Origin of the sequence: Polaribacter cellanae, from assembly GCF_017569185.1 — a bacterium.
GTDB lineage: Bacteria > Bacteroidota > Bacteroidia > Flavobacteriales > Flavobacteriaceae > Polaribacter > Polaribacter cellanae.
In genome coordinates, this window is sequence record NZ_CP071869.1 from 2,153,855 (window position 1) to 2,179,965 (window position 26,111).

Here is a 26,111-nt window from a genome sequence, read left to right on the forward strand (position 1 = left end):
ACCTAGGTGGTTCAAATTAGTTGATGAAAAAGTGGAAAATCACATCCCCTTAAAAAACTCTTCTAAAGAAATATCCATTGCTTTTAGAATTTTCACAAGCGAGCTAAAACGCAGATCGCTTCCTTTTTCATAACGTCCATACTGTGCTCTTGGAATTCGATGCTCAAAAGCAAATTGTTCATAATTCGTATAGCCTTTCGCTATTCGTAATTCTCGGAATCTTTTTCCGAGTTTTTCCTGTTGTTCTTTGATAAAGTCTTCTTGATTTGCCATATACAAATAAAGAATAGTTACTTTAATTTTGTTACTACTTATAAAATACCACTAATAAGTAGTTTTTTTGAAATTGTTTGTCTACTTTAGCTGTGACTCATTTTATACGAACTGCCTTTTTTAGGAGTCAAAGGCAATTAAAATCAAATCTTTATGAGAAAAACAGTAGTACACATTTTCTTTACTTGTTTTTTAGTTTTTGGAGTTTCAAGTTTACAGTCCTGTAAAACCGCTTCTATTTTAAAAACAAGTTCAGATAGTTACGCAAAAACCAATCCAGCAGACATTGAAGTTTTTATGTCCAAAAAGCCCACTAAGAAATTTATCGAAATTGGCACAGTTACATCTTCTAAAAATGTAGGCATCTTTTCAAGAACACAAGAAAAGACTTACAAGGAGTTAAAAGAAAAAGCAGCTTCTATAGGTGGAAATGCAATAATCAACTTAACAGAAGATATTTCGCAAGTTAAAGGAGTAGTAATTAGATATACAGAATAGTGATGAGAAAAGTAATTTTAATTTTGACAATAATTTTAGGAATTAGTGCTTGTTCTAATTCTGACGAGATAGACAATCCATTTGATGGAGAATTATTTAATACCATTTGGTTAGGAATTGGAGATGATGAGGGTGAGAGTTATACTTTCTTATCAGATAGTGATTTTAAATATGTTGGAGAGGGGACTATAGAATCTGGAACCTATACGTTTAATGGTTCAAGTGGGGTATTTACTTTTTCTTCTTCAGGTGATATTTCATTTAAAATCGAAGGGAAAAAAATGACAGTTGAAGATGGAAGTTCGAGTATTTTTATCAAGAACTAAAAATAACCACTAAATAATAGATTAAAAAGCACTCAAAAAATCTTTGAGTGCTTTAATATATTCAATTGTTATTTCAGCCAAATTGTTTCAGCTTTTTCAAAACCTACCCACTGGTGGTTTTCATCATATCCACGACTAGCCAATTCATAACGGATTAGCTTCTCTAATGGAATTTTATACTTTAATATAAATCGTAAAATTTCTCCATCCATCACAGATATCATTCCTTTTATTTCAGAAAAATGATGCAAAGGGTCAATGTCCATGCTAATATTTCGAATATGTTTATACTCCATACCAGCATAATGGTCAGGTAAAGTTTCAAACACTTCTCCTTTAAAAGTAGGATGGTCGGGAGATACGATTAAGAAATCTCCCTCCACACTTTGAATTACTCCAAAATGTTTACCATCCACTCGATGCTTGAAATTCTGCCAAAGAGCAAAATCAATTGCTTTCTCTTTATTTGGTTGTCTTAGCAGGTTTGTCATCTTTTTTATTTGGTGTTTTGTTTTTTTCAGATACTGACTTTTCTTCCTTTTTAGCAGCAGGTCTTACCTGCCCGTTTAGAGAAATAATATCTTCTCTTGAAGAAGTAGCATCTTTACTTTTGGTACGAATGAGTTTTTGCGTATTAAACAAGGTTCTACATTTGATATTAAAAGCGGTATAATTTAAAGCCTCTTCATTTTTAGGAAGATTTTTTACATACGCTTCATACCAATCATTATTGGTTAACTGATGGTCTTTGGCTTTTAGTATCAAATCAAAAGAACTATTGGCAACAGAATTCACATTTTTATGAGGCTCAGAAACATCAAATCCTAGTTCCTTGATTTTCGCTTGTTGTTCTTCGTTAGCATATTTTGATAAGACCGATAAGTCTCTTTGCTGTTCTCTCAAACGATTTACAATGGCTTGTTTTTGATCTTTTGTTTCATTCATTTTTGCTTCAACTACGTTTAAAAGCATTTGATCTTCTTTGATGTTACTAATAAGTACATCAACTACAGTTGTATTATTCATAATTTTACTATTTAGTTTTGCACCGAATCGATGCGGATTAATATTTGGTGGCGAATCGCCACAGATTAGCATTTGTACCAAATCGGTACTGATATATTAGTGTTTACAGTATTCAAGAATGGTTGCTATCACGTGGTCGTGGTCATTGTGTTTATTAGCTTCTGTAATTACAGCAGTAATTTCTGCTTCACTCCACAATTCTCGTCTTGCGATATGCGTAAAGAGTTGTAGCAAAGTGTGTGCTGTTCCTTTAAATCCTCTTAAATCGAGGTCAATCATTTTGTCCATATTTTTAAGTTTAGAATTGTATTTTATTATTCACTTGGTTTAAGCGGATAATTGGCAGTCAAGACTTCAATTTTCCGTTTTCTCGATTTTCCAGCAACTGCTTTTTGAGCAGAAAGAGGTTTCTCAATTCGTATCGTATGCCATCCATATTTTTTAGAATAGTTCTCTAAAATATCCGATGGATAAGAACTCAGTAAGAATTTACCTTTGAGCTTCGATAATGTTTCTAACAATTGCTTGAAATCATTTTCAGTATATCCACCATAATGCCCCATATCACTATTGAAGTAAGGTGGGTCCACATAATGGAATGCATCTATTGCATCTCGACTTTGAATAACTTTAATCGCGTCATTATTTTCTACTTGGCAATTTTCTAAGCGCCTTGGAATTTCTTGGTTGAAGAGCATCTTCTTATTGATAAAAGCTTTGACTCGTTTTCCATACTTATCATAACCCCATGAGCCAATAGCACATGAGAACGCCATATTACAAGCGACATAAAAACTCCAAGCTTGTTGCAACTTATTAAACAGGTGTGGCATACGGTAGATACTTAATGCCACAGTGTAAGTTGCTCTTGAAAATAAGGTAGCTTCAATTTTTTCTTTTAATGCTTGAAAGTCGCTTCGAGCGACTTCATAGAAATTAACCACCATATTGTTGGTGTCATTAATCACTTCCGCTTCAGATGGTGGTTTTGCAAAGAATATTGCACCACCTCCAAAGAAAGCCTCTGTGTATATTTTATGTTCTGGAATTAAAGGAAGTATGGTTTTAACTAAATTCTGTTTGCCTCCATAATAGGAAATGCAAGTCTTTGGCATAAGGGTATTAGGGTTATATATAATTAAAGTTCTCCCTCATTGGCAAAAGACAAATAATCTTCCGAAGTCAGGATTAAATGATCTAACAATTTTACATCAAATAAGGACAAACCTTTTCTGAGTTTTTCGGTAATTTTTCTGTCATTTTGTGAGGGTTGTAATTTCCCAGAGGGATGGTTGTGCGCCACAATAATATGTGAAGCGTGAGTGAGTAAAGTCAATTCAAATATCTCGCGAATATTTACATTTACACCATCAATTGTCCCTACTCCTATGGTTGCAATACCTAAAACAGTATTGGCTCTGGAGAGGAAAATGGTAAAAAAGAATTCTTTTACATCCATTTGATTTGGATGTATATAGGCTCGTAACAGGGCATTGACATCTTCTGCAGATGAAATACTTTTCATTTTAGAGAATAAAGGTCGTTTGTAATGGATTTCAATTTCAGCATAAGAGAATACCTGTGTTGAGGGCAACTGTTTTTTCATTGGTTTAAGATTTTTAGTTATTAGTTTTTGGTTGATAGTTTTTAGTATTCAGTTGGTAGTATCAATTTTCAGTACATCATCTGCATTCAGAGACTGCATACTGCGACTGTTTTACTGCGAACTATAAAATGGTATCAGCACTAAAGGGCACAGAGGGTTTGCCATCTATCATCAATTTTAAATAGATTGAATGATTGGCTAGGGAAGTGAAGTCTGAAGCTTTAAAGATGGGATAGAATTCTTTTGCCATTAAGTTGGCATCAGAAATTCCCAAACGAAAGGCAACAATAGTACCTACGTTCCCAAGCACACTATTGCGAACTTCGGAATCTAGTTGATGTAAGAATTGGTTGGCGAGGATGAGTCCAATTTTGAACTTACGCACCTGCGCCAGTAATTCAGCAATCAACTCTGTTCCAGAGATGGTTTGAAACTCGTCTATGTATAGAAAATATGGTGTTCTGTCTTTCTCTAAAATATCAATTCTTGAAAAAGATGCAGATGCTAAAGAGGTTAATAAGAGTCCACCTAAAATATTGGCTACATCACTTCCAACTTGTCCTTTTGCCAAGTTTAATACCAAGATGGTGCCCTCATCGATTATCTTCCGTAACGATAATTGATTGGTATTCTCAATTAGAATTTTATGCACAATAGAATGGCTTAAAAAACCACCCAATTTGTTCATAATGGGCAATAGATCGTTCGGCTTGTATTTTGGAAATTCAGATTCCCAAAACTGGCGAATCGCCAGAGATGTGATATTGGGTAAACACTCTTCTCGATATGATTTCTGGTGTAATAGGTTTAGGATGTCCGAAAGCTGTGCTTTGGGCTGGTCCAATAAGGTGAGTAAAATCATTCGTAAGATATGTTCCATTTTCATACCCCAAGCCGATTTCCAATTTCGCTGGAAAATTTCTAAAATATTTGATGCTACCAAAGAGCGTTTGGAGGGAGAGACACTTCGTAATGGGTTGTAACCATAATCGAGATTGGCATCCGTTACATTAAAATAGACAAAGGTTCTATTTGGAAAACGAGATTTCAATTCGGTGACAATTTCACGAGAAGCATCTCCATGAACATCCAAGAATGCAAAACCACGCTGTGCTTGTGCATCTTGATACATGAGAGTTTTTAAAAGGGAAGTCTTACCACTCCCACTCTTTCCGAAACAATAAAAGTGATACAATCTGTCGGCTTGTTTGATGCCGAAGATTTGTCGTGTGTTTCTAAAATTAGATTTGGCAAAATAGCTGATGTCATACAAACGAAAGTCTTGCCATTGCATAATGGGAGTTAGTGTAAAAAAAGAATAAATATAAAATTGTGCAGTCCAATATTTGGACTTGTGGAAAGAACTTGCTTTATTTTAAATCTGTGGTACTGTTTGGAAATTCTTAATGAGAAACTTTTTTACGTTCTATTTACTACTATTATAGCACAAATGGAACAGGGAAGCATTAAAGCTGATTTAGACAAAAAACAACTGCGTTGTTCCTTGCTAAATTTAAGATTATGAATTATACTTTTAACCGTAAATTAAATATGAAGAAACCCCGTTGGGCGAAAGCCTCGTCTATTTATTTTTAAACAGATTAAAGGAAACAGCGCGTGTTTATTTATCTACCTAAGTGGTCAGAACAATGGTCTTTTTATTAAAGTGTTTTCATTTTAATACTTTGGCTGTCGTCCTACGACCTTGGGTATATAAAAGACCCGCTAGATTTCCTTTTGGCGGGTCTTTTATGACATGAATATTGAAAAAGCTATACAGGTTTATTTAGAATGGAAACAGACACATACCAATTGGGCGTACACACGCTATGAAAACAGATTACTACAGTTCAAAGCGTTTATAGTACCTAAAGATAAGTTAGACGAAATTAATGGAGACGATATTGTTGCTTTTCACAGAAGTTTGGAAGAAAAATACAGTTTGAATACCATTGCATATTCTGCAAGAGTGTTGAAAAACTTCTTTTGGTTTTGGCACGGAAGAGGAAAAACAGGATTCAATCCTAAAGAAATTATTCCGATTCGTTTTATTAGTGCAGATAAAGATATTGTCACCAAAGATGATTTGGAAGACATGAGCGATTTATTGGAAGTAAATCATTTGCAAGACTTACAAAAGAAATTGATTATTCATTTGCTTTGGGATACAGGAATGCGATTGAGCGAACTGTTAGATATCAAAATTTCAGATATTGGAGAACAGGGAACTGATGGACTTAGAACCGCAAAAGTAAGAACTCGAAAAAGTATGCGTTACAATTTGGTGATTTGGGGAGCAGATACTGACGAACTTATGAATCGATATTTAGGTATGCGTGCTTGTTTGGATTGTGAATCGAATTTATTGCTGATTAACCCTAAAACCAAAAAAGTCTTCACACCAAGGAGTGTACAACGATGGATTACAGAGCTCTCGGATATGGCAATGCTGGATAAAAATATCACTCCACATAGTTTTCGACACGGAAAAGCCAACTTTATTTTAGATCAAGGAGGAAGTGTTCGTGATGTGAGTGCATTACTCAGACACGTAAAACCAGAATCGAGCTTCCAATATATGCAACTCTCTAAAAAGCGATATGAAGATGTGGCTCGTAGGTACCTGACTACATTTACAACAAGCAAAGAACTACAATTGGCGTAAACAAATCAAAACAGTCTTTAACAGATTGTTTTTTTATTATAGTTGTGTATAATTACAAGCAGTACTTTCTAACTATGAATATAATGATACCAATACTGTAATACTTTATAAAGTTTATCCTTTATATTTAATTTACACCTTTGTCGTATGTTATCGGTTATAACCAGTTAACTCCACGTTAGGGCATATAGCCTTTAAAAAATAGAGATTTAACGTCGTAAAATACCCTTTACACGACATCAATTACAGTAAAAATATCCTTGTATTGGGGCAACCCTAAGGTTAAAGGACATAACAATTCAACATAAAATGACGAAATTTTACAATGTAGTTACTCGTAAGACATTAAAAACAAGTGAGAATGAAAGAATGATTTATCACAAGGTCGGTGTGGTTAAAGTCACCGAAAATGGTGGTTGGTTTTTACAACTGTACCATCAACCTGATACAGATTATATGATTTTTCCAAATCATAATGATAATTTACCCGTGATTAATTTTGGAGCAGATGAAACTAAATAACACCACACCTGTTCCAAATGTATTTTTTGATGCACAGATTGGAAATTTGAGTGGTTCTGCTATAAGAGTGTATTTAAAAATTGTCCGAAACCTTTTAGGCTGGCGCGATGAAAATGGAAACGTGAAGAAAAAAGATTGGATTGCGCACTCACAATTTGAGAAAGCAGGACTCTCCAATAGAAGTGTTACTAACGGAATCCAGGAATTACTTAACGAGAATTTGATTCAAGTAACAGATTACTTGAATAACGATTTAGCAGACCCATTCCAACGTAAAAAAGCCAAAAGAGTATACTACGCTCTACTACTGGAAAACCAAAAAAAAACTACGTTCTACAACGAAAAAACGAAAGAAATACCACCGCAAGAACTACGTTCTACAAAAGAAATTTCTTTACCAAAGTACACTGCAAATGAGCGTGTTCCTGATAGTTTTAGAATCGAACAAATTAAACGACAACAAGAAAGAATGCAAATACAAAGAGACAACTGGTAATGGTTGTTTTTTTTTGTTTTTATAACTTAAAAGCTGAAGCTTTTAAAAGATTAAGTTATTGATTTTTAAATACTTATGTATTGACAAATGATTAAGGTAATGATATGATAATCAAGAACTTAAAACTTAATTATTATGACTGACCAATATTCTTTTAACGAGTTTGATTTACAATTAATAGATGGATTCTATTCTTTAAAAAGCTTTCAACCTTTTAAAAAAAGCTTTCCAAAATATACAAACAACCTCATATGGAATTATTTAATTTCTAAATATAAGGTCAAAGATTTTAGTAATCAATGCGTATGGATATTCTTTATTAATGAAGAGAAAGAAATAAAAGGATATTATCAGATGAACTTTCAAATATTTCATTCAGCAACAGCAACAGAAGTTATGCGTTTGATATTAATGATGGATGTTAAAAAAGTAGTTTTTGCACTAAATTATTCACAGAAAGTAAATTTATTTGATGTTCCTCCAAGGGTGGTAAGGTTTTATAAAAAAAAATTACTCCCATTTGAAATTAATATTATTGATGCTTTAGTAGTTAATAAAAATAACTATGAATCGTTAGTTACGAATGAACTTTTATAAAATTATATTAAATCTTCTGATGATGCATCAGAAGATTTTTTCTTGGGAAGAATATTATTTTTATAATAATCAGTTTGTTTCAATTTTTCAACTTTTAATTTTAAATATTTAATATTTTCTTCAAATGCCTTCTTTTCACTAGGTTTAAAAATTATCTTATTTTTCAATATAATGTTATAGGCTTCCTCAAGTAATTGCAATTCATCTTCACCTCCTATTCTAACAAAATTGTTATACGTCTCTAAGTCAAATGTAAAACGATATTCTAAGATATTTGGTTCACCGATAAATATAAAAAACTTAAGTTGAGTTGAAAGTTTAATTCTTTTTTGTTCAAAAAAATCATTATTGTATTTGTAGAAATTCTCGTAATTTAAATTCGTTAATGCATCATAAACGATTGGTGAATTAGAATTTTCTTCGTTAATTACTTTGATTAGATAGGGTTCAGCTTCTTTAATTTTTGAGCGTCCAAAAAACAAAATTGCTGCAAAATAGTGTACTTCTTCATTGTCTGCAAATTTCAAAATATCATTTATAAAATCCTTAGGAGGGTTTACTCGATATAATTGAAATGCACTAAGCATTGTTATTTTTATATCTTTAATTTCATCATTGAATAAGGTCTGTAGTTCTTCGTATATTTCAGAAGTATATTTATTATTTTCATCAGGATTTCTAGCTATATATAATGAAAGTCCAAATATAGTATTTTGTATAATCCTTTGATTTTCTGATTTTAATAAAGATATGAACAGAGATACATCTTCATCTTTAAGGTGTCTAAAAATTACTTCAACAAGAGTATTTTTAATATTTTTACTGGTACTTTTCTCACTTATTTTCTTTCGCCAAGATGTCAATAATTCTATTTGTATTTCAGAATCTAAAATTGAATCAAAAGCATTATAAATCATAATAACCAATCGATATTTATTTTTGCTGTGTAAAGCTAATTCATTAAAGTGATGGACTATTTTTTCTTTTGTTTCTGGGAGTATTCTATTTGATAAAATTCTTGCTCTATTTTCTTTATAATATAGATAAAGAGTTTTTAAATTAAATATAGTGGGAGAATGTGTTTTAAAGTAGAAATCTAAATAGGAATGTGCATATAGTTCAAAAAACCTTGATAGATATAATCTCATATATTTTAATTGAGATTCATATCCCTTAACAATGTTTATTGTATTTATTCGGTCATCAAAAAATGGATTGAAAATCAAATTTTCTAAAAGAGAAAAGATAAAATTAGGTGTTTTATTTATGTCGTCTACAGGTATAGGTTTTTTATCTAATAAGTAATTCTTATACTTAAAAAATTTTGGATTAATCTTGAGGTCTTTGAATAAACTATTGTTACCTATTTTTTTATCTAGAATCTCACTCAATTCATATGTGGATCTTATACTGACATGAGGTTTGTTAAATATATTATGAAAATAATAGTGATTTGCATCAGGTATTAAAGAAGATAAATATGTTCTAATTAGATATTTAGATTCATTGATAATGTAAAAGAGTGAATACTTGAAATGATTGTTTTTTCTTCTTTTATTATTGACAGTATATTTTAAATCATTAAAAAGTATTAGCCCTATTAGGTTTAAGATATAAAATTTGTTTAAAAGTTTAAAATTTGAGTCTAGGTTTCCGCTTTTGATAAATTTGAGAGCGTATTCTATTTGAAATATAAAATGATTATTATAAACGATTTGATCTTCTATAAAAAATGATTTTATTTCTTGCATCACTTTTTTAGGTTCTATAAGTCCAAATAAATAGGTCTCAATAGAACTCCAGCTATTTTCATCACCTTTAAACTTCTTTCTAAAAACGCTGTAATCTTTATTACTATGAATTTGATTTTTTAAATAATTTGCAGTAAAAAAAAGACGAACTTCTTTTTTATCAAAACCTACAAAATCTCTTTTAAAGGATAATATAGAATGCTCTTTAAAATCAATAAATAATTGTTCATAATCGATACTTTCATACCTAATAATAGGCACAGCATGAACTTTTAAAAACGTAATAATACCATCTTTTTGTAAATGAGCATTTTCTTTGTTTATTAATTCAAATGTTAAATAATAAGCAAATAGAGAGATCAGCTCTATTTGTTTTGTTTTCAACTCTAACCATTGATGTTCTCTTAGTTTTGTGTATTTTTTATGCTCATATTCATTTAAAAAATCATCTATTAAAACAGTTTTTAAAAGTTTCCCTTTGTTTTGTAGTAGTTCAGTAATCACTTTAATTTTAAATTCACCTTGTTTTTTCAAGTGTGCAATTAAAAACATTAAGAACAATGGAATATTTATTGATTCTAATAAATCTGCTTTATATAAAGAATTATAATACTCTGTTCCTTTTTCTGGAAATACATTATTAAAAATGCGTTGAATATCATTATCATCAAATACAGAAAGTTTGTAGGTATAGAATTCTTTTTCTCCAAGCCCTATGGGTTTATAGCGACCACTAAAAATAATTTGACATCCAAACTCTTTTTTAAAATCTCTTATTTCTCTAACTAGGGTATCCTGATCATTTCCAGAGTATTCATCGAAACCATCTATCAGTAATATTAAATTTTTATGATTTCTTATTGAATTAAAATCTAATTTAAATCGCTTTATGCTATATTCTATTAATGTTTTTAGATCAGATTTATAAGACTGCAATTCAACGAAAATTGGAAGTTGATTGCCTTGGGAAGAGAGTTTATAAGCAAACCATTTCAATGTAGTTGTTTTACCAGAACCTGCTGGGGATGAAATATAAATATCATTTTGTTTTTCTAGAACTTCTATTGGAGTATGCTTTTTGCTAAAAAAGGCTTTTATTTTTTTAATTTCATTTCTTAACTGATTTTTTAGAATAAAATCTTTTTCTATTGCATCTTTAAATTCTATTTCCTCTTGTATTAATTCTTTAGCTTTATTTTCTTTTTCTAATATTAAGTTTAATTCATCTTTTAGTAAATCCAACTGTTCTTCTTTTCTTTTATCAATTCTAAAAAAAGGGAGTTCAATAATTTGATCTATTGGTATTGGAAACCCATCAAAACCAACACGAAATTCTTTAAATTCATCTTTTACAAGTTCTTTATACCTAAGAATATCTTTGATAGAGGGTAAAATATCTTTATAATCGCGAACCTCTTTATCATCAAAAATTGTAATGTACTCTCCATCATTTGTATATTTAGAAAGAACCAATTCAAAATTAGGTTGTACATTTGGATAGATACCAATTATTTTTATTTTTTTGAAAAATAATGCTATGAATTCATTAGTGTAAAAAATGTGTTCAGGTTTTGCATATTCTACATCTATGGTTTTAAAAAATGTTTTCAAATTTTTTAAAGGAAGAATCCTTTCTTCTAAGTTTTCATATAGTCTTTCTATTTCAAAAAAGAAATAACATAAAATAGCATTAAATGTATAGATAGATAATTCTCCTGATTTGATATGCTTTGCAATGGTCTCTGCTCCAGAACGAACCTTTATAAACCCTTTAACCTTTTTGTTATTAAATTTTCCAGAAGTTATTTGCTCGTCTAAATTCCAGTTTTTTTGATAGTATGACGTAGCATAGGCGATATGACCTGCAATTCCGTGATGCGACTCTCCTTTTTTTGGGATGGGTAAATTATCTATTCCATATAAGAAGTTCCAGAACAGTTTTAAATCTTTTTCTTGTATCATCTGACAACTTTTACACCTTAAAAATACATAAAATTAAAATCGAATCGAAATTAGAATGATTTTTTCAAATTAGAATAGGTTTTAGAATAATTCTTAAAGGTCCAGTATATTGATTTTCAGTCTATTGCAATTGTAATAATTTAAAACAAATATTATGATTACAAATGATGAAAAAGTAACCTTTACTTACTTAAAGGAATTAAACGAAGAGATTAAATCAGGAGATTTAACTCGAAGAGAAAATGCTTTTGCTAAGATACAAACTTTAGATTTAAAACACAATACAGGTTTAGAAATGTATGCTTCTTATTTAAAAGGCAAGTACTTCTATTTAAAATCTAAAGAAGTAGAAGAATTAGACAACCTATATAAAGCACATCAAAATTTTAAACGTGTTTTTACAATTGCTAGAAACAAACGAAAGTTTGTGAAGAACCCAAAATTCCATTTTAAGTATGCAGAAACTTCATATAGATTAAGTCAGATTGTTTTGTGCTTAAATACAGCTGACGATTATGATTCATTGGCATTCAGTGTAAATGCAAATGCTTCTATGTTATTCCCTGGAAATTCTTCCATCAAATGGTTAATGGAGAAACTAACAGAATCATCAAAGATAAGCACCTCTCTATAAAAAGAGGTGCTTATTTATTTTTCAAATCTTAATACAAATAATAATAACTCTAAATACAAACACAATGAAATTATTAAGTAAAAAAGCAGAAAAAAAGAACGGAAACAAAACCACAGAAGTCCTGAGTTTTATGTTTCAAAAAGAACAATTAGAAAAAGAATTGCATCAAGAACACGAAGCCATTAAAAATGAGATATCCATCCCTTTGGCGAAAGACTTAGGTGCGATGAATAAACCAGAAGCTGATTGTGACGTTGATGTGTACACAAAAGTCATTAGAGCCTCTTATGCAAAAATGATTGCCAAAGCTAAAAAGGAAATAGGTCCAGAGATAGAATCCTATCATATTGTTTCAGAGCGTGAAATCGCCAAAGAGAAAAAGGAAGCCTTAAATAAGGAATTGGAGAAAAAAGAAAAAGAATTGCGTATCAAAGAACGTCAATTAGAAGAATGCGATAATTCTTTGATTAAAAAAGACAGACGCTATAAATATATAAGAATTTTCTTGCTGTTTATCTGTTTGGTTGATGTTGCTATTTCATCGGTGGCGCTTATGGCGATGGGTTATAACATGCTTACATCATATATAGTCGGCATAGGAATCGGTGGGGCGATATTTTTCGTGAGCGAGCAAATTCAAAATATCGCCAGCAAAGGAAAAAATTCATTTCAAAAACGCTTAATTCTAGGGAGTACTTTTTTATTCGCTTTCCTTTTATTCTATGTGTTGGGAATGTTTAGAGCGACACAATTCTCTAGTGGAGTACTAAGTAATTCAGAGGGGGTAAAACCAATTTACTTTGCTTGTTTAAATCTGTTCTTTTTTGCAGCATCAGTCATTACTGTTTTTCAAAAAAAGTTATCTCCTGTAGAACAAAAAATCATAGACAAATGGAAGATTGTAAAAGGGGAAGTGGAGATTCTAACCAGAGCAGTAAATCGTTTAAAACAAGAAAAGGAAACGATTCGTTTGGTACAATCCCAATCAGAGTTGGCACGTCAGAAAATTCAACTATATGCGCAGGACTTACAAGAATTAATCCAACGCTTATTTGAAGAGAGCCAACATACTTTTTACAGCACCAATGCCATACACAGAAGTGATGGAAAAACACCTTTGTTTTTCAAACAACCCATACAACAATTACCCTCATTCTATAAAGGGTTTAATTTATAAATCACAAACAAGATGAAACTAAATATTTACATACTGGTGTTTGGGCTGATGGTATCAGCCTGCACCACTTCAGAAGACAAAACACGTATTATTTCGGTATTAGAAGATACTACAGAAATTGATTTTATTGCCAAGCCTGATGCAACTACAATTCAAAACTACTACAATTTTGACACCAACTTATGGCAATCTGCTAATTTTCGCTTTGGTAGGATCAATAGCTTGATGCACAATACACGTCAACAAGTAGGTATTCCATCGGAACAAGCATTGTTAGGCAATGAATTGGAACGTCAAGAATTGGTGACTGGATTTCAAGATGATATTGAGAACATATTACAAAAATCAAAAGAAACAAAAGGACACAAATATTCTTCTATTTGGTTACCCCTTGTGAAAGAATTAAAAGTATTACAAAAAACAGCAAATAGCAATACAACTGTTTATCTGTTTTCAGATTTGCAAGAAAACAGTCGCTTTTTCTCTGTATTTAGAGTAGCTGATTTACAATTATTAGAAGGGGAACAGGAAAAGGTACTTGCACTTTTTTTAGAGAAGTCCAAAGGGATTCAACCTACGGATACCATTGAAGTTGTTGTGGTTTTTCAACCACAAACAATTGACCAAGATGAACGCTTTCAGAAATTAAAACATCTTTACGCTCAGTTGTTTTCAAAATTGGGGATTCGTATCAAGTTTGTTGCCAATTTAAACTAACCAATATGAGTAAAGCAAAAACATTTTTTAGAACCCTACAGCAGATATTCTCTGCTGTATTTAAACTCTTGATGATGGGCGTTTATATGCTCTCAAGAATTACAGAGGGAATCTCAAAAATATTGGCAAAAATCAGTGAAAAGTTTATTGATTAGTCCAGTCCATAATGGACATTAGGCATAGATATTATTAAAAATAAAATAAATGAAAACAATTATAGATGCACTATTAGAACCCCTAACAATGCTCTTTGATGGCATTGAAAGTCTCTTTGAAAAAGACTATGGTTATAAAGGAAGTTTGGGAGATGCAGACAAAATTCTCAAACGCAAACATTCCAAAGGCAATGGACTGAAAATAGGCAATCGTTTTGTGAGTTTAGCCCAAATGATGAAAGGTGGAATGCTTTTACTTGGTAAAACTGGAGTTGGTAAATCCACAAAAATTTACCTCCAAAACTTACTTTCTCTAAGTGAACTAACTCCGATGTCAATTGTTTGTTTGGACTTGGCAGAAGAATTAAGAAATACCACAGGGGGTTATATAGAACAAGTATTGGATGAACAATCTGTCATTAATTTCTCCAAGGCAGATGCATCCACCGTAACATGGAATCCTTTGGAAGATTTAAAAGCAGAAGATGTGCATCGATTTTCGGTTGATTTGGTAGCAAGTCATATCCCAGATAGTGGTAGTAAAGACCCAATATGGAACAATTTGTCTGCTTCTGTGATTAGTTACTGTATTTTACTGTTAAAACGTATTGAATACATCACAGGATTAAGAGGATATGTAAACTTGTACAATGTCAGATACCTAATAGTTGTGTTACAAGGAGAACCTACAAAACTCAAGGCACTCATTTCCATATTTGCTGACGATTTATTATACAGCAATTTCAAAGCATTTTTAGCCAACGATGCCAAGTTTTTAAACAGTGTACTTTCTAATGTTTTATCTGTGTTGGTACTTTGGCAAGATGAGGATGTGATACGCACGACTTCAACTACTTCGTTGGTGATGGAATCGTTTCGATATGAGCGTAAAATCCTCTGGATACAGAGTTCTATTACCGCCCAAAAACGATTGAAAGGTTTGAACTCTTTATTCCTAAAAGCTTGGTTTGATTTCATTATGAAATCAGGTGTACCCACCAAAGAAGAACTTCCAATTGCTTTTTTTGCAGATGAAATGTCAGCAGTAGCTACAACTGACAAAGGATTTATTCCGTTTATTTCCAGTCAAATACGTAAGTTTAAATCGTTCGGAATCTTTGGTTATCAGTCTTATAGTCAATGCATCAATTTATATGGAAAAGAGGGCGCTACGACCTTAAGAACCAATACAGGAACTGTCTTGTATTTAGGAAAACAAGATTTAGATACTGCCTCGCATATTAGCAAGTCTCTTGGTAGGTATTCTTACGAAAAAGAGGGTAAAACGCTTACAAGGGAAGTCATGACCCCTGAAGAAGTGATGTATCAGCATACAAAAGAGGGTGGCTTTTTAATCACCAGTGAAGAACGTCCTATTTGTTTGAAACGTATCAAAGCTTTCTATCAGGATCGGTTTTTGAGAAAACGAGCTGAAATTCCTGCACCAGAGATTCAAACCAACAACCCAATGCCAGAACTCCTACCAATTGATGAATTGATAAAAGATGTGATAAAACTCAATAAAAACACATCCAATGAAAAAGCTTAAAAGGACTCTATCTAAAAACAAAAGGTTGATGAAAAATGCAATGATACTGTTGGTCTGTATTGTTTTTACAAGCCTATTGAAATGTATTGAGCTTCAAAACAGAAACTCCAAGAGAGCTGTTGAAAAGCGTTTGCAATGCATCGAACAATTGCTCAAAGAAAATCATCAAAAACAAAAAAAAGCTGAATAATGAAAACAAAGAAAGTAGCACATTTTGATATAGGTAAAATCTTAGCGGTTGCAGAACATAGTTTGTTGCGATTATGGATTGCTTCTGAAAAGAAATTAGACCAATGGTTGGAAGAACCTCAAAAAAGAAAAACGAAACAAAAACAAGAATTACCAAAAAAGAGTAACAAGGTTTTGGCAGAAGAACGTGAAGAAGCTCAAGCTGTGAGAAGAGAAATACATCAGAAAAAAGTTCAAAAGCGATTTACAGCATTAGAAATACAATCTATTGAAATAGAAAACGAAAACTCCATAGAAATAACACCTTAAAATTAAAGATATGAAATTGATAACACCAGAATTATTAGATCGATTTAAAGAAGTTGGAAATCAAGATGAAGTAGAAAATCCAATATTTATTGCAAAATTCTTTAACCCATGTGGCTCTCAGACTTGGTACTCAAGTGAGTACGACCCAGAGACAAAAATAGCTTATGGCTATGTTACTGGAATGTATGTTGATGAATGGGGAACTTTTTCTATTACAGAGTTAGAGGCTCTAAAACCACCACCTTTTGGACTACCCATAGAAAGGGATATCCATTTTGATGAGATTACTTTTAAAGAGCTTATTCATAAACAACGATTTCAAGATTTAAATACTCAAGAAAAAGACAATACTCAAGACCAAGATATAGAACTCTAAACCATTTCTCTGAAAGAAGCTAAAATGAAAACAACAAATTTTCCATACAACAATGTTCAAGCCTATTTAGATGCTATTGGTGTACTTGAATGGGGAACTGCTCAAGACGTAGAAAATTCTCGAAAAGAATATCGAAAGTTATATTTACAGCATTATCAAAAGCGTCGCTATCAGAGTACTCATACGAATATTAGTATTTCGTTTTCTAAAAAAGAGAAAGTAATATTGGAAAGACTGGCACTTGAACAAGGAAAAAAATTAACAGGCTTTTTAAAAGATATTGCACTCTTATATGCAGAAACCAATTCTATACATACAGCAAATATTAGAGCATCAAAAACCACAACAGAAATCAAACAATTATTCTCCCTTGGCTTTGATGTTGTAGAAGAATTAGCCTTTGAGAATAGTTACCCAGAGTTATCTAATAGTTATCAAGAATTACTACAGCTTTTCAAACAATTAGAAACCTTATTAAATCAAGAATTTTGATCATCAAAAGTATTAGTCATACAGGAAATAAAAAAGCAGCAAGAAAGCTCATAAAATACATCTTTGATGGACGTAAGTCTTTGGAAGACCCAAAGGGTCAGCAACTCATTTTTAAACAGCATTTAAGAGGTTATGACAAAGACAAATGGGCGAAACAATTTGAAGATTTAGAAGCCAATAGAAAATCCCATTATGGCAACAAATCTGTAGTGGCATATCACGAAGTTGTCTCTTTTTCAGACCTATCAACTAAACACCTCACAAGATCCATTCTTAAAGATTTAGTTGGTAGATATATTAAGATGCGTACCAATGGTCAAATGTTTTGTGCTGGAGCAATGCATTTTGAGAAAAATAAAAATTGGCACGCACATTTAGTTTTTTCAGGAATTCGTATGACTAACTATAAAAGTTCGAGGATCAGCAAGAAAAAGTTAGCTGATATTAAGAGTCAACTTCAAAACTATCAGATAAAAACCTATCCATTTTTAGAAGATAGTATTGTACGACATGGATTAAAAAAAAAGAATTAACCAAAGCGTATTCTGAAAAGGAAAGTCAACTTAAAAAAAGGATGGCAATGCCATCTGATAAGGATATACTATTTGAAAAAGTACAGGATATTTTTCAAAAATCGAATTCAATTCAGCAGTTTGAAAACTTGCTTTTAAAAGCCAATATTCAAACCTACCATCGTAATGATAAACTTACTGGTGTTTATTTTGGAAAACTAAAATACAGACTAAAACATAGCTTGGGAATTGACCCACAATTACTTTTACTTAAAGACAAAACACAAGAACGATTTGCATCACTTCAGCGAATGAAACAGCAACAAGATTTAGACAAATCCAACGATATAGAATTATAAAAATAAGATTCTATTTTTCTATTCACAGTTTGGTAAGAAAGGGAGTTTGAGGGAAATGCTTTTCCCTCAACCAGAGGCAAGTTTTATGGATAACGATAGTTTCAATTAAACTTGCAATCTGGCAAAATTCAAAAAATGAATTTTCCGTTTCGATGTGTCGGAAAAGTATTGGCAAATACGATTTCCGTCATATCGAAGATGTCAGTTTCAAAAAGCTAATGGTGAGCGACTTTGGACTGACTGAAAAATGTCCTTCAAATATTTTTAAATGGTAAAAAAATAGATGAGGACATTTTCGACTTTAAAAGACATAAAAAAATCATCTTATAAGAAGATGATTTTAAATGAACAAAAAAAAGAACTTACAATTCAAGTCCTAATTCTTGTGCCATTTTGTAAGCTGTTTCTTCAAAACTAAACCAAGCTAATGTGTTTTTTAAATCACCTATGATTTTGATTTTACCACCCATTTCATCTTCAAAGTAAGAACGTAATTCTTCAATTTGAGAATAGTGAGTATCAAAGAAAGTATGTGTATCTGTATAGTAAATCAAAGAACTTACCATTCCAGTTATACAACCGTGATTCATCAAATCTAAAAAGAAATTTTTAATTTCATCATATTCAAGAGCTTCAATTGCTACTTGTTTTTCAATAGAATTTTCTTGTTGGTTTGCAATTGCTTGTAAAGTATTTTTAAGTTCTAAGTTAGTCATAGTATTATATATAGGTTAAGCGAATAATACGTTGACATCAAAAACTCCATTGCTCATCTTTTTTGACAAGGAGGAATTCTGAAAGAAGCAAATCCTTGCGAAAAAGTGATGATGGAGTAATGTCGAAGTCCTTATTTGATACCTCTATGTAAGACAGGGAATAACAACTTAATAAATACAGGAGGTTGTAAAAAAGAAAATTCTTGAAAAACAGTCAACTGCTCTTTAAGAATTTAAAATATTAATTAATTTAGATTTTTGAATTAGGCTTTTTTGCGAATGGCATTCAGTTCTGATAATCTGCTTTTCATCTTCACATCTTGCAGTTTCTCCACTCTATCTTTCTCAATCATAGAATCTAATAGAATGGTCACTACATTTCTATTGTATTCAGAAAGCTCATTAATCATAGACAATTTTTGAGCCACAGACTTATCTTTAATTTCAGAAGACTGAAATAATTCTATCACTCCTATACCCAAGGCATCCGCAATACGAACAATAGAAGCTAAACTTGGATTGCTTCCACCACGCTCTAAACGTGAATAGGTGGGCACTAACATCCCACAACCCTCGGCTACATCCTTTTGCGTGAGTCCTTTTTCTTTTCGAATACGTTTAATGTTGGCTAGTAAAAGTGCTTGTGTAGGCTCCATTTTAGGTTTTTTTATCAATTATTTACCGCAAACATAGGTAGAATTGATTATAAAACCAAAAAACACAAGTTTTATTTTTATTTATAAACAAAATAGTTTACTTTTGAAATATATTTTTGTGTAATATGATGTTTTTAAAAGCTACCTAACAAATGAATGACTTTGATACTTCCAATCCTAACCATTTCAAATATACGACAGAACTATTAGACTTCCATATTTTAGGAGGACTTACAACCTTTGGTTTAGATCGTATGCGTGTCACCTTAAAGGTCAATAGAATTGAGGATGAGTTCCACGCCTACCGAAATAATATTGATTTATACAATGCCAATAGCGTAGAAAAGTTTGTACGCAAACTCGCAGAGTTTTTAGAAGTTGGAACGTCAAAAATTAGAAGAGCCTTACAAGTATTGATTGCTGAATTAGAAAACTATCGATTAGAACTATTAGACCAAGTCGAAAATGAAGAAGCCGAAGAATACCTATTATCCAAAAAAGAACGCCGTTCAGCATCTGATTTTTTGAAATCTAAAAATCTACTAGAAAAGACGAATAAGTTAATCGGACAATCTGGAGTGATTGGAGAAGATGGAAACCGACTACTGATGTATTTGATTTTTACATCACGTAAAATGAACAATCCATTAAACTGTATTTCTTTTGGAAGTTCAGGCTCTGGGAAAACACATCTGCAATCAAAGATTGCAGAACTCATACCTGAAGAAGAGCGATTAAGTTTGACTTCACTTTCTGCCAATTCATTTTACTATTTCAAAAGAACAGAATTAAAACATAAACTGATATTAATAGAAGATTTAGACGGAGCAGATGATGTCTTATATCCACTTCGGGAATTACAAACTAAAAAGAAGATTACCAAGTCTGTAGTTCAAAAGGGAATTGGTGGACAAGGAAAGACCAAGAACTTAACCGTTGAGGGGCCAGTATCTGTTGCAGGATGTACTACCCAAGAAAGTATTTATGAAGATAATGCGAATCGTAGTTTTTTAATCCACATTGATGAGAGTGAGGAACAAGACGAAAAGATAATGATGTATCAGAGACAACTATCCGCAGGGAAGATAGATATTGAAGAAGAATTGAAAGCGGAGGAACTATTGCGCAATGTACAGCGATTACTCAAACCTATTAAAGTGATAAACCCATATGCCTTATACTTGTCTCTGCCACGGGCAGTATTTAAGCCACGAAGAACCAATGCACATTATCTGCAATTTATTGAAGTGATTACGTTCTACCACCAGTTACAGAGAGCATCGAAGTTCGACCTCCAAACTGGTGAGGAATATATTGAGACCACGTTAGAAGATATTAAATATGCCAATGAAATTCTAAAACCAATACTACTTCGCAAATCTGATAATCTAAACGGAGCCACAAGAAATTACTTGGAGAAGTTAAAAACGTATTTAGATAATAAAGGAGATACCCTATTTACCAATAGGGAAATCAGAAAAGAATTCAGAATAGCAGAAAGTACCTTACGAAGATATCAATTGTTGTTATTACAAGAGGGGTATATCAAAAGAAGAAAGGATATCGATAGCGATTCTTTTGCTTATGAAATTATAGATGCTAATGAGTTTCAAGAATTAGAGAATAGTATCAATTCAGCACTCAATTTCTGTATTGAAAAAATGGAGGCGCAGACCCCTTTAAGTAAAGAAACAAAATAAAATACCTTGCCACGCCGAGCTTCGGCGCGCCAAGGTTCGCCATTTTAAAAGTGGAGAGGGTAAAACTCAATAAATCAAATAGTTGTGAGTACCTCGCCACAAAAACTAAAATACAAGCAAGGTCGAGAGGCTCGACACCCAATACATAGAAAATCAATAAAAAGATACTGAAATAAGTTCAGCATAAAAATGAAGAAACTACTATTAAAGAGCACCTCGTTTATCACATTGATAGAAAGCTATAAAGAATGGTTATCTGTATTGGGGTATGCTTCTTCTACGGTATATAATCTTCCCAATCATTTAAAAGAGTTTTTCTATTATTTGGAGTTTAAAGGATATTCAGATATTTCATTCATCACAACTCAACTTGTAAAAGAGTATTACGATCATTTATCACAAAGAACAAACCAACGACGTGGTGGTTCACTTTCTAAAGCTTTTTTAAATAAACATCAACAAGCATTAAAACTCTTTTTAAAATATCTCAAAGAACACAAATCGAATATCAAATTTGGTGTGCACCTCAAAGGAGAAAAAACCAACTACCAAGAGCATAAAACTATCCTTACTCAAGAAGAAGTCAAAGAACTTTTTGAAACCTGTAATTTCTCCCACATGGCAGAACATTTTCAAGCTAGGGACAAGGTAATTCTTGTTCTTTTGTATAGCTGCGGCCTTCGCCGCAATGAAGCCGTACATATCAATACAGAAGATATTTTGTTTGAAAAAGGGCGTATTTATGTCAGAAAAGGAAAGAATTATAAAGAGCGGGTAATACCCGTTAATAAGTATAATTTAAATATACTTGAAGAGTATCTGTATGAAGCACGACCAGAGTTTTTAAAAAATTATCAAACAGATGCACTCCTACTCTCGAACCAAGGAAAACGTGCAAGTGATTTAACGATTGCCAATCGTTTAAAAGAAATTATCAATGCAACTGAAAATGAAACCCTCCAAGAAAAAAACATCACACTTCACACCTTACGTCATAGCATAGCCACACATTTGATGCAGAATAAAGTACCTATTAAATCAATAAGCACATTCCTTGGTCACGCTTCTTTAGAAAGTACACAGATTTATGTTCATCTCACAAAAAGAGAAAATCAATTACAAGATGACTTATAGAGAATATTTAACGAAACAAGGGTATGCAAAAACTACTGTAAATTCATACATTAGAAATGCAAACTTATTTATCGATTGGTGTGAGTGTAATAACTATGAAACTACAACTATTGATTATAAATCCTGCTTACAATACATCAAGAAACTTCAAATAATTAAGAAAGGGAAGCGAGTATCACAATCCACGATTAAACATCAAGTAGGCGGCTTAAAAATCTATTTCAATTATTTAATTGATACTGAACAACGATTTGACAATCCTATAGAGAATATCAACATCAGAGGAGTACAAAGAACACTCAACCATAATTTGTTAGAAGCAGAAGAACTCGAAGATTTGTATTACAGTTATCAAACAGAAAAGATTGAATTTCCAAGTTCTAAATCGGTTGCGATTCGTAACAAAGTCATTACTGGTTTAATGGTGTATCAAGGACTCAATGCAACTGCATTAAAATCGCTTAAGGTTGAGCATATTCAATTAGAAAAGGGAACTGTGTATATTCCAAGCACTCGCAAAACAAACAGTAGAACGTTAGAGCTAAAATCAGCGCAAATCCTGCCTTTTGTGCTCTTTTTAGAAACTTATAGAGAAATCCTCCAAGAAGAACTTAAAAACTACACAGAAAGCCTGTTTCCGCTAAATTCAGATCGCTTTGATATTATTACTTCGCACTTGTTTAAAAGACTCAAACGCATCAATCATAAAGTAACGAATGTGAAGCAAATTAGAGCTTCTGTAATTACCAATTGGTTAAAGACGTACAATATTAGAGAAGTGCAGTATATGGCAGGACATCGTTATATTTCTTCTACTGAAAGATACCAGCAAGACGATCTTGAAAACCTACATGAAATGATTGAGACTTTGCATCCAATCAGTTAAAGTAATAACTATGACTTTTTCGGCGTATTCGGTTTAATACTCGGAACTCTCTTAGGGGTATATGGTGGAGACCCTTTTACTCTTCTTGTTTTTGGAGGTGATGGTGGTGGTTTTTTTGCCATAGCTTTTTTTTAGAATAGAAATCCCATGATTCCTACAATGATAAGTAAAATTAAATTTATAAATAATAAAGATCTTGTTATGTAAAAACTATTTGCTCTTTTATCATTAACTATTTGATTTAAAGAGGTCATTTTTATATAATCTTTTTTTAGGTTTTTATTAAAATGCTCAAGAGTGGATTTTTTAGCTTTCATTCTTTTTTCTGAATAAGTCCCACTCTCATACCTATAATAGTATTTATATAAATCGGTTTCATATTTTTTCAAAGAATTTAATGATGGTAAGAAATGATATTCTCTTGTAAAACCATGAAAAACACTACTCATGTAATAAATAGTAAAAATTATTGAAATTGAGAAAACTATATATATACCAAGAAATATCCAATCTAAATACGAACACAGTAATATATTTCCGTTATTAAAATATTCTTTAAAAGAATAAACAGACCCTCCAATATAAACTATCAAAAGAGTCGTTGGAAATTGAATTGATTGGTCGTAAAAACGAGCTCTTTCGTATTCAAAAATATATTGTTCTTTGTAAAAGTCTAAATTATTTTCTTTTTCTATCATTTTTAATATTGTGTAAAATGTAGTGCCATTTGTAAAAATAAAAAATTTAATTAATATATTAGCTCAAAAATGTAATTGATGGAGAATCAAATAGGATTTGAAATAGCACCAAGCGATGAAGCCACTGATGCTATTTTAGAAACAATAGACAAGGTTTTTTTTAATGATGAGGTAATCACTGATACTAGGATTCAAATAGAGGCAAAGCTTTCTAATTTCTTTGAAAAAGAACTCCCTGAAAATATTTACTCTCTTATTGAATACCCATATGTTGATAAAGTTTATAGAGATAGTTATTATAATTATTACGCATCAAAGCATTATTCTTACAAAAGAGATTGTATAAGAGTATCTCTGTTTTATGGTAAAATAACAGGAGAAATGTTTCTTAATCCAACAAGTCATCATCTCCTAAGAAAACATTACAAAGGGTATTTTATTATTCGACCTTTGAAAAATGCTATTTTTGGAAGATCTCATCTTAATATTGAACTATTTAAAACAACTTCCCAAATATGTTCTTTTGAATCTAGGTCAATGATTTTGGGTGTTAAATTCAAAACATTCGGATTTCCTCACAGTTCTCAAAACCAAGAAACAATCACTTGCGCAGAAACAACTATATGGGGATTAATGGAGTACTTTGGTTCTAAATATCCAGATTATACACCCTCATTGCCATCTGAAATAATGAGTTCTTTAAAACCAATTATTTTTGAAAGACAACTGCCCTCGATAGGTTTAACTACAGAAGAAATTTCCTATAGCCTAAAAGATTTTGGTTTTGGAACTAGAATCTACTCTACAGAGGGGTTTGATGGTGATATGTTTGATAATATTCACTATTATATAGAGTCTGGCATACCTATTGTTCTTACATTAGAAGCAGACGAAAAAGATGAAGACGAAAACATTAAAAACATACAAGGTCACGCTGTTATTGCAATTGGTAAAAATTATGAAGATAAAACTCCTTTAAATAAAATAGAAAGTAAAACTTTCAGTATTAATGGTAGAGACTATTTTAATTATATAGATTTCGCTAATATTAATCAAAAAATTATTATTCAAGATGATAATTTGTTTCCATATAGAGAAGTATCTTTAGATAATATTGGAGAGCACTATGATGATGAAGATTTATCAAGTAATTATCAAGTAGACGCTATAGTAGTACCACTATATCCCAAAATATATTTGGAAGCAACACTAGCTAAAAAGATGAGTTTATCTATATTAGCAGACCCAATTTATGGATATAAATTTGAAAATGGTTTTGTGTTTAGATTCTTTTTAACCTCTAGTCGTTCCTTTAAATCTCATCTATCATCACTTACTAGATTAGACAAAGATTTAAAGTACGATATTTTAGGTACAAAAATGCCTAAATTTATATGGTGTTCAGAAATTTATCAGGATTACGAAAACTGTAATGAGATAAAAATTGATGAAAAAAGGAATAAAATAGCTGATGGTTTAATAATAATAGATGCGACTGAAGCTAACAAAGAAAGTTCTGATGCACTTATCTTTGCAGGGTACCCAAATAGATGTATAAGTCTAATTGAAAATAAATTTGTAACTTTGGGGCTTTCATTAAGTTACTATACGTATTATAATAACTTTAAAAAAGAATATGGCAGTAGATAAAAATAAAAGTAGAAGAGAAAAAATTTCTTTCGGATATATTAATAAAAAACAGTATGAATTCATTCCAGCTGAAGACGTAGCGGCATCTAATCAAAGAATTAGAGAGTTTATGTCTCCTTTGGTTAAAGAACACGCTGTTAAAGAAGCAATTTCAAGAAAATCTGCTTCTAAGATTGTATTGAATTCTTAAAAGAAAATAACTTTTCTCACCAATATAAGAGGTTTTGATTATTTAATCAAAACCTCTTTTTCTTTTTAAAAAGATTTTTTAAATAAATATTAGGTCAATAAAAGACAAAGAATTACTTTAGTATTGAATTAGAAATCAAAAAGCTATTATCTACTCTGGTTGCTTTAAAAACTGTTAATAAATAGATAAGTAGTTTACAAACAAGGAGTTCGAATTTTCGAACAACTTGCAAAGAAATCAAATAGTTCTTATAAGGATAGTCTATTCGTTAAAAACATATTTGATTAATT

General features: G+C 31.5%; 33 protein-coding genes. 22 read left to right on the forward strand and 11 right to left on the reverse strand.

Features of this window, described 5'->3' with window-relative positions:
* Positions 1 to 39 precede the first annotated feature (39 nt).
* Positions 40 to 273, reverse strand: coding sequence for a helix-turn-helix domain-containing protein (locus J3359_RS09575; protein ID WP_208076694.1), 234 nt, complete (start codon positions 271 to 273; stop codon positions 40 to 42).
* A gap of 153 nt (positions 274 to 426) precedes the next feature.
* On the opposite strand from J3359_RS09575, the gene J3359_RS09580 reads away from it, so the two are divergent.
* Positions 427 to 771 (forward strand): hypothetical protein, encoded by a 345-nt coding sequence (locus tag J3359_RS09580; RefSeq protein WP_208076695.1) that lies wholly within the window; start codon positions 427 to 429, stop codon positions 769 to 771.
* Between the two features lie 2 nt (positions 772 to 773).
* Positions 774 to 1,097 (forward strand): hypothetical protein, encoded by a 324-nt coding sequence (locus tag J3359_RS09585; RefSeq protein ID WP_208076696.1) that lies wholly within the window; start codon positions 774 to 776, stop codon positions 1,095 to 1,097.
* A gap of 68 nt (positions 1,098 to 1,165) precedes the next feature.
* On the opposite strand, the gene J3359_RS09590 is transcribed toward J3359_RS09585, so the two are convergent.
* The 6 genes from J3359_RS09590 to J3359_RS09615 all read right to left on the reverse strand — a co-directional run bounded on the left by J3359_RS09590 (position 1,166) and on the right by J3359_RS09615 (position 5,023).
* The gene (locus J3359_RS09590; protein WP_208076697.1) at positions 1,166 to 1,588 is read right to left on the reverse strand and encodes a hypothetical protein; all 423 of its coding nucleotides are present in this window, start codon (positions 1,586 to 1,588) and stop codon (positions 1,166 to 1,168) included.
* Entirely contained in the window at positions 1,560 to 2,123 is a 564-nt protein-coding gene (locus J3359_RS09595; RefSeq protein WP_208076698.1) for a hypothetical protein, read from the reverse strand. The genes J3359_RS09590 and J3359_RS09595 overlap by 29 nt, the downstream gene beginning before the upstream one ends.
* A 96-nt stretch (positions 2,124 to 2,219) precedes the next feature.
* Positions 2,220 to 2,411 (reverse strand): hypothetical protein, encoded by a 192-nt coding sequence (locus tag J3359_RS09600; protein WP_208076699.1) that lies wholly within the window; start codon positions 2,409 to 2,411, stop codon positions 2,220 to 2,222.
* Positions 2,412 to 2,437: 26 nt separating this feature from the next.
* The gene (locus J3359_RS09605) at positions 2,438 to 3,238 is read right to left on the reverse strand and encodes a DNA adenine methylase (protein WP_208076700.1); all 801 of its coding nucleotides are present in this window, start codon (positions 3,236 to 3,238) and stop codon (positions 2,438 to 2,440) included.
* Positions 3,239 to 3,261: 23 nt separating this feature from the next.
* On the reverse strand, positions 3,262 to 3,729 hold the full coding sequence (locus tag J3359_RS09610) for a JAB domain-containing protein (protein WP_208076701.1): 468 nt from the start codon (positions 3,727 to 3,729) through the stop codon (positions 3,262 to 3,264).
* Between the two features lie 121 nt (positions 3,730 to 3,850).
* Positions 3,851 to 5,023: a type IV secretory system conjugative DNA transfer family protein gene (locus J3359_RS09615; RefSeq protein WP_208076702.1), complete on the reverse strand. Its 1,173-nt coding sequence runs from the start codon at positions 5,021 to 5,023 to the stop codon at positions 3,851 to 3,853.
* Positions 5,024 to 5,485: 462 nt separating this feature from the next.
* On the opposite strand from J3359_RS09615, the gene J3359_RS09620 reads away from it, so the two are divergent.
* From J3359_RS09620 to J3359_RS09635, 4 genes are all read left to right on the forward strand, one after another.
* Entirely contained in the window at positions 5,486 to 6,394 is a 909-nt protein-coding gene (locus J3359_RS09620; RefSeq protein WP_208076703.1) for a tyrosine-type recombinase/integrase, read from the forward strand.
* Between the two features lie 309 nt (positions 6,395 to 6,703).
* Positions 6,704 to 6,916 (forward strand): hypothetical protein, encoded by a 213-nt coding sequence (locus J3359_RS09625; RefSeq protein ID WP_208076704.1) that lies wholly within the window; start codon positions 6,704 to 6,706, stop codon positions 6,914 to 6,916.
* Entirely contained in the window at positions 6,903 to 7,412 is a 510-nt protein-coding gene (locus J3359_RS09630; RefSeq protein ID WP_208076705.1) for a hypothetical protein, read from the forward strand. The genes J3359_RS09625 and J3359_RS09630 overlap by 14 nt, the downstream gene beginning before the upstream one ends.
* 135 nt (positions 7,413 to 7,547) lie before the next feature.
* Positions 7,548 to 8,009 (forward strand): hypothetical protein, encoded by a 462-nt coding sequence (locus J3359_RS09635; protein WP_208076706.1) that lies wholly within the window; start codon positions 7,548 to 7,550, stop codon positions 8,007 to 8,009.
* Positions 8,010 to 8,011: 2 nt separating this feature from the next.
* Here the strand turns inward: J3359_RS09635 and J3359_RS09640 are convergent, their stop codons facing one another.
* Positions 8,012 to 11,722, reverse strand: a complete 3,711-nt coding sequence (locus J3359_RS09640) for an NACHT domain-containing protein (RefSeq protein ID WP_208076707.1) — start codon at positions 11,720 to 11,722, stop codon at positions 8,012 to 8,014.
* Between the two features lie 154 nt (positions 11,723 to 11,876).
* Between J3359_RS09640 and J3359_RS09645 the strand changes: the two genes are divergently transcribed.
* From J3359_RS09645 to J3359_RS09695, 11 genes are all read left to right on the forward strand, one after another.
* Complete coding sequence (locus tag J3359_RS09645; RefSeq protein WP_208076708.1) at positions 11,877 to 12,356, forward strand: hypothetical protein; 480 nt, start codon at positions 11,877 to 11,879, stop codon at positions 12,354 to 12,356.
* Between the two features lie 64 nt (positions 12,357 to 12,420).
* Positions 12,421 to 13,533, forward strand: coding sequence for a hypothetical protein (locus J3359_RS09650; RefSeq protein ID WP_208076709.1), 1,113 nt, complete (start codon positions 12,421 to 12,423; stop codon positions 13,531 to 13,533).
* Between the two features lie 12 nt (positions 13,534 to 13,545).
* A complete protein-coding gene (locus J3359_RS09655; RefSeq protein ID WP_208076710.1) occupies positions 13,546 to 14,250 on the forward strand; it encodes a hypothetical protein in 705 nt (234 codons plus the stop codon).
* A gap of 5 nt (positions 14,251 to 14,255) precedes the next feature.
* A complete protein-coding gene (locus tag J3359_RS09660) occupies positions 14,256 to 14,405 on the forward strand; it encodes a hypothetical protein (protein WP_208076711.1) in 150 nt (49 codons plus the stop codon).
* Between the two features lie 49 nt (positions 14,406 to 14,454).
* Positions 14,455 to 15,954 carry a type IV secretory system conjugative DNA transfer family protein gene (locus J3359_RS09665; protein ID WP_208076712.1) on the forward strand — a complete coding sequence of 500 codons (1,500 nt, stop codon included), beginning with the start codon at positions 14,455 to 14,457 and terminating at the stop codon, positions 15,952 to 15,954.
* Positions 15,941 to 16,144, forward strand: a complete 204-nt coding sequence (locus tag J3359_RS09670) for a hypothetical protein (protein WP_208076713.1) — start codon at positions 15,941 to 15,943, stop codon at positions 16,142 to 16,144. Before J3359_RS09665 ends, J3359_RS09670 begins: the two co-directional genes overlap by 14 nt.
* Positions 16,144 to 16,452 carry a hypothetical protein gene (locus tag J3359_RS09675; protein ID WP_208076714.1) on the forward strand — a complete coding sequence of 103 codons (309 nt, stop codon included), beginning with the start codon at positions 16,144 to 16,146 and terminating at the stop codon, positions 16,450 to 16,452. The genes J3359_RS09670 and J3359_RS09675 overlap by 1 nt, the downstream gene beginning before the upstream one ends.
* A gap of 10 nt (positions 16,453 to 16,462) precedes the next feature.
* Positions 16,463 to 16,828, forward strand: a complete 366-nt coding sequence (locus J3359_RS09680; RefSeq protein ID WP_208076715.1) for a DUF2958 domain-containing protein — start codon at positions 16,463 to 16,465, stop codon at positions 16,826 to 16,828.
* Positions 16,829 to 16,852: 24 nt separating this feature from the next.
* Positions 16,853 to 17,320: a hypothetical protein gene (locus J3359_RS09685; RefSeq protein ID WP_208076716.1), complete on the forward strand. Its 468-nt coding sequence runs from the start codon at positions 16,853 to 16,855 to the stop codon at positions 17,318 to 17,320.
* Positions 17,317 to 17,853 carry a relaxase/mobilization nuclease domain-containing protein gene (locus tag J3359_RS09690; protein WP_208076717.1) on the forward strand — a complete coding sequence of 179 codons (537 nt, stop codon included), beginning with the start codon at positions 17,317 to 17,319 and terminating at the stop codon, positions 17,851 to 17,853. The genes J3359_RS09685 and J3359_RS09690 overlap by 4 nt, the downstream gene beginning before the upstream one ends.
* 47 nt (positions 17,854 to 17,900) lie before the next feature.
* Entirely contained in the window at positions 17,901 to 18,191 is a 291-nt protein-coding gene (locus tag J3359_RS09695; RefSeq protein WP_208076718.1) for a hypothetical protein, read from the forward strand.
* A gap of 362 nt (positions 18,192 to 18,553) precedes the next feature.
* On the opposite strand, the gene J3359_RS09700 is transcribed toward J3359_RS09695, so the two are convergent.
* Together J3359_RS09700 and J3359_RS09705 are read right to left on the reverse strand one after the other, a co-directional pair.
* Positions 18,554 to 18,907, reverse strand: a complete 354-nt coding sequence (locus tag J3359_RS09700) for a DUF7222 domain-containing protein (protein ID WP_208076719.1) — start codon at positions 18,905 to 18,907, stop codon at positions 18,554 to 18,556.
* Positions 18,908 to 19,170: 263 nt separating this feature from the next.
* Positions 19,171 to 19,563 carry a helix-turn-helix domain-containing protein gene (locus tag J3359_RS09705; protein WP_208076720.1) on the reverse strand — a complete coding sequence of 131 codons (393 nt, stop codon included), beginning with the start codon at positions 19,561 to 19,563 and terminating at the stop codon, positions 19,171 to 19,173.
* A gap of 152 nt (positions 19,564 to 19,715) precedes the next feature.
* On the opposite strand from J3359_RS09705, the gene J3359_RS09710 reads away from it, so the two are divergent.
* The 3 genes from J3359_RS09710 to J3359_RS09720 all read left to right on the forward strand — a co-directional run bounded on the left by J3359_RS09710 (position 19,716) and on the right by J3359_RS09720 (position 23,283).
* On the forward strand, positions 19,716 to 21,263 hold the full coding sequence (locus J3359_RS09710) for an MTBMA_p00010-related P-loop-containing protein (protein ID WP_208076721.1): 1,548 nt from the start codon (positions 19,716 to 19,718) through the stop codon (positions 21,261 to 21,263).
* 189 nt (positions 21,264 to 21,452) lie between these two features.
* Positions 21,453 to 22,397 carry a tyrosine-type recombinase/integrase gene (locus J3359_RS09715; protein WP_208076722.1) on the forward strand — a complete coding sequence of 315 codons (945 nt, stop codon included), beginning with the start codon at positions 21,453 to 21,455 and terminating at the stop codon, positions 22,395 to 22,397.
* The gene (locus J3359_RS09720) at positions 22,387 to 23,283 is read left to right on the forward strand and encodes a tyrosine-type recombinase/integrase (RefSeq protein WP_208076723.1); all 897 of its coding nucleotides are present in this window, start codon (positions 22,387 to 22,389) and stop codon (positions 23,281 to 23,283) included. The genes J3359_RS09715 and J3359_RS09720 overlap by 11 nt, the downstream gene beginning before the upstream one ends.
* A gap of 131 nt (positions 23,284 to 23,414) precedes the next feature.
* On the opposite strand, the gene J3359_RS09725 is transcribed toward J3359_RS09720, so the two are convergent.
* Complete coding sequence (locus J3359_RS09725; protein ID WP_208076724.1) at positions 23,415 to 23,981, reverse strand: hypothetical protein; 567 nt, start codon at positions 23,979 to 23,981, stop codon at positions 23,415 to 23,417.
* A 78-nt stretch (positions 23,982 to 24,059) separates the two neighbouring features.
* Here J3359_RS09725 and J3359_RS09730 point away from each other — a divergent pair, with 78 nt between their 5' ends.
* The gene (locus J3359_RS09730; protein WP_208076725.1) at positions 24,060 to 25,631 is read left to right on the forward strand and encodes a hypothetical protein; all 1,572 of its coding nucleotides are present in this window, start codon (positions 24,060 to 24,062) and stop codon (positions 25,629 to 25,631) included.
* Positions 25,618 to 25,821, forward strand: coding sequence for a hypothetical protein (locus J3359_RS09735; RefSeq protein ID WP_208076726.1), 204 nt, complete (start codon positions 25,618 to 25,620; stop codon positions 25,819 to 25,821). The genes J3359_RS09730 and J3359_RS09735 overlap by 14 nt, the downstream gene beginning before the upstream one ends.
* Positions 25,822 to 26,111: the final 290 nt, after the last annotated feature.